Origin of the sequence: Streptomyces pathocidini, assembly GCF_001418495.1 — a bacterium.
Lineage (GTDB): Bacteria > Actinomycetota > Actinomycetes > Streptomycetales > Streptomycetaceae > Streptomyces > Streptomyces pathocidini.
On record NZ_LIQY01000350.1, the window covers coordinates 1 to 3591 of the forward strand.

3 protein-coding genes and 1 pseudogene are annotated in these 3591 nt (G+C 74.9%); 1 reads left to right on the forward strand and 3 read right to left on the reverse strand.

The window, feature by feature from the left end:
* The 3 genes from AOK16_RS16995 to xylB form a co-directional block, all read right to left on the reverse strand.
* The coding region (locus tag AOK16_RS16995) for an N-acetylmuramoyl-L-alanine amidase (RefSeq protein WP_079101480.1) at positions 1-441 on the reverse strand (441 nt) is incomplete at its 3' end.
* Between the two features lie 89 nt (positions 442-530).
* Entirely contained in the window at positions 531-1700 is a 1170-nt protein-coding gene (locus AOK16_RS17000; RefSeq protein WP_079101481.1) for an ROK family transcriptional regulator, read from the reverse strand.
* A gap of 122 nt (positions 1701-1822) precedes the next feature.
* On the reverse strand, positions 1823-3277 hold the full coding sequence (gene xylB / locus AOK16_RS17005) for a xylulokinase (protein WP_055473092.1): 1455 nt from the start codon (positions 3275-3277) through the stop codon (positions 1823-1825).
* A gap of 166 nt (positions 3278-3443) precedes the next feature.
* On the opposite strand from xylB, the pseudogene AOK16_RS26560 reads away from it, so the two are divergent.
* Positions 3444-3591: pseudogene (locus AOK16_RS26560) on the forward strand (xylose isomerase); the annotation flags it as partial.

Genomic DNA, 3591 nt, shown 5'->3' on the forward strand with positions numbered 1-3591 from the left:
GTCCACCCAGCCCTCGTGCTCGATGCCGATGGAGCGCGTGTTGTAGTCCCAGTTCCCGGCGTGCCAGCCCACGTCCTTTTCGCGCACGCACCGGGCCACGTGCCCGTCCTCGGAGCGGACCAGATAGTGGGCGGAGACCTCGGCGCCGGGGTTCTGGAAGATCTTGATCGTGTCGTCGTATGTCTCCTGGGCGACGTGGACGACCACGAAGTCGATGGGGTACTCGACCGGTCGGGCCGCGGCGGTGTAGTTCCGGGGGCTCGCGGGCTGCCAGTCGGCGTCGGGGTAGTCGCGGGCGATCAGGCGGGCGCGGGAGCGCGGGCGGATGGTGGTGTCGGCGTCGGCTCGGGGCTGGAGGGCGGCCGCGGTCACGGCTGCGGTGGTGGCCAGCATCAGGCCACCTCGCAGAAAGGAGCGGCGGGCCGGGGCGGGGGAGTCCATGAAGCCTCCAAAGGCGGCACGCTCATGACATCTCCCTGCCCATGGTGACTCCCGTGATCAGTGCTGCCAAGGAGTCAGACCGCCTCGGATCAGGCGGAGTTGCCGCGCATGGCCCGCATGGGGTCGTTGAGCACGCCCTGCACCACCGAGTGCGCCGCGCCCAGCAGCGGTCCGTCCCGTCCGAGCGTCGAGACGACGATCTCACTGTACGGGCGGGCAGCCAGCCGGCGCGCCAACTCGCGCTCGGTGGCGGGCAGCAGCCATGGCGAGAGCTCCGCGAGCGCCCCGCCGAGCACCACGGCCTGTGGGTCGAGCAGGTTCACCACCCCGGCCAGCGCCGCCCCCAGCGCCGAACCCGCCCCGCGCAGCGCCCGCAGCACGGCCGCGTCGCCGTCCGCGGCCCGCGCCCGCAGCCGCGGGATTCCCTCGCCCGCGGTCATTCCCGCGGCTCTGAGTACGGCCTCCTCGCCGGCGTACTGCTCCAGGCACCCGCGCCCGCCGCACGCGCACGGGTGCCCCTCGGCCCGTACGGGCACGTGGCCCAGCTCTCCGGCGAACCCGCGGATGCCGCGCAGCAGTTCGCCGTTCAGGACGACCGCCCCACCGATGCCGATCTCCGCCGACACGTGGACGAAGTCGCGGGGGGACTCCGCGCCGCCGAGCCAGAGTTCGGCGAGGGCCCCGAAGTTGGCCTCGTTGTCCACGGACAGGCCGGTCCACACGGCCGGCCCGGCTGCCTCGCCCGGCAGCCAGCGGGACAGGTCGACGTCCTGCCAGCCGAGGTTGGGGGCGCGTACGACGGTGGCCGCGTCGCGGGCCACGAGCCCGGGCACGGCCACCGCGAGCCCGGCGGGCCGCAGCCCCTCCCGCTTGGCGTCGGCCTCGACCCGCCGAACGAGCTCGGCCAGTCTGCGCAGTACGCGTCCCGGGGCGCTGTCGCGGTTGGTCGCGGCCCTCTCGGCACGCGCCCGCACGCGCCCGCGCAGGTCGACCGCGCAGACGGCGAGGTGGTCGACCCCGATCTCGGCGCCGAGTCCGGCCGGGCCCTGCTCGCTGAGCGCCAGGGCGCTCCCCGGCCGCCCGACGGTCCCGGGCCTGGTGCGGCCCAGCTCCACCAGCAGCCCGCCGCGCGTCAGTTCGTCGACGAGCGTGGAGACGGCGGCCCGCGTCAGCCCGATCCGCCCGGCGACCTCGGCCCGGGACAGGGGCCCGTGCGCGGCGACGGCGTGCAGTACGAGCGACAGGTTCCGCTGCCGCATGGCCTGCTGCGTATGGGGGACCGCGGTCACCACAGCACGAGTCCTTTCCGTTCGGGCGGGGCCTTTTGGGCTCTGGTCGGGCGGGACCTATGAGCTCTGGATCCCCTTCTTCGGTGCCTGTGTCACTCGCCGCCCAGCAGCGCTCCCGCCCCGTGGAGTGTCGAGGCCAGCCTCTCAAGCGTCGCGTCGTCCCGCTCGACCGCCTCGTACGCGGGCCCGTCCGTGGTCGACCACCGCCGCGCCACCGAAGCGGCGTCCTCGCCGAGCAGCACACCGGCCGCCTGGGCCGCCGCGCCGAGGGCGACCAGCTCAGAGGCGCCCGGCACCACCACCGGCCGCCCCGAGAGCCGCCGCACGGTCTCCCGCCAGGCGACGCCCTTCGCGCCGCCGCCGATGAGCAGGATCGGCGCCTGGGGGTCGGCGTCGCTGTCCAGCACGAGGTCCAGCGCTTGCAACAGGGCGAACACCGCGCCGTCGTAGGCGGCTTGGAGGACCTGCCCGCCGGTCGTGTCGTGCCGCAACCCGTTCAACAGACCGGACGCGTACGGCAGATACGGCGTCCGCTCGCCGTCCAGGAATGGCAGCAGCGCGAGCTCCCCGCCCGGCTCCACCGCCTCCCGGTCGAGCCCGAGCAGGGCCGTGATCCGGTCCACGGCCAGCGTGCAGTTCAGCGTGCAGGCCAGGGGCAGCCAGTCGCCCCGCGCGTCCGCGAAGCCGGCGACCGTACCGGTCGGCTCGGCGGGCCGCCGCCGCGACACCGCGTACACGGTCCCGGACGTGCCGAGGCTGAGCACCGGCTGCCCGGGGCGCAGCCCGAGGCCCAGCGCTGCGGCCATGTTGTCGCCGGTGCCGGCGGCGACCACCGCGCCCGGCGCGAGCGGCAGTCCCGCCAGCCCGTCCCGTACGGTTCCGGCCGCCTCGCCGGGGGCCAGCACCTCGGGCAGGGCGGCAGGGGAGAGGCCCACGTGGTCCAGCAGTTCGATGTCGTAGCTTCCCGCCGCCGAGGCGCTCGCGCCCGACCACCAACCCGTGCCCGAGGCGTCGCCGCGGTCGGTCGTGCCGCGGCCGGTCAGCCGCTCGGTGAGGTAGTCGTGCGGCAGCCGGACCGCGGTCGTCTTCCTGGCGGCCGCCGGTTCGTTCTCGCAGAGCCAGGCCCACTTGGTGATCGTGAACGAGGCGGCGGGCACGCTCCCGACGCGCTCGGCCCAGGCCTTGGGGCCGCCGAGCTCGGCGACGAGCCGGTCGCGCTGCGGCGCCGAGCGCACGTCGTTCCAGAGCATTGCGGGCCGCACCGGACGCCCCGCCGCGTCGAGCGTGACGAGGCCGTGCTGCTGGCCGCCGACCGACAGCGCCGCCGCCTCCCGCGCGGCCGGTCCGCACTGCGCGAGCGCCTCGCACAGGGCCGACCACCACTGCTCGGGGTCGCTCTCGCGGGCACGGCCGGGGCCGTCGCCGACCTGGTGGGGGGCTTGGCCGCGCGCGATGACCGTGCCGGTCGCGGCGTCGACGACCAGGGCCTTCGTGGACTGCGTCGAGCTGTCCACGCCGACGACCAGCGGTCCCTCCGGTGCTGCCATCGCGATGTCCTTCCTCGGGTCTGCCTGCGGTTCCGGCTCGGCGCACCCGGTGCTCGACCGGTGGCGCGCCTGATGCTTTGCCCTGATTCGCTCCACGGGGCTTCCCCGCGCCGCTCACGCATACTAATTTGTCAACGGCCATGACGAAATACCCGAGGGAGCCGCGATGAGCTACCAGCCCACCCCCGACGACAAATTCAGCTTCGGACTCTGGACGGTCGGCTGGCAGGGCCGGGATCCGTTCGGCGAGGCCACCCGCCCGGCCCTCGACCCCGTCGAGTCCGTACAGCGGCTCGCCGAGCTCGGCGCGTACG

Bases quoted from the DNA above. Each gene is read 5' to 3' on its own strand.
- xylB (WP_055473092.1), bottom strand. From the start codon at position 3,277: ATGGCAGCACCGGAGGGACCGCTGGTCGTCGGCGTGGACAGCTCGACG.
- AOK16_RS17000 (WP_079101481.1), bottom strand. From the start codon at position 1,700: ATGCGGCAGCGGAACCTGTCGCTCGTACTGCACGCCGTCGCCGCGCAC.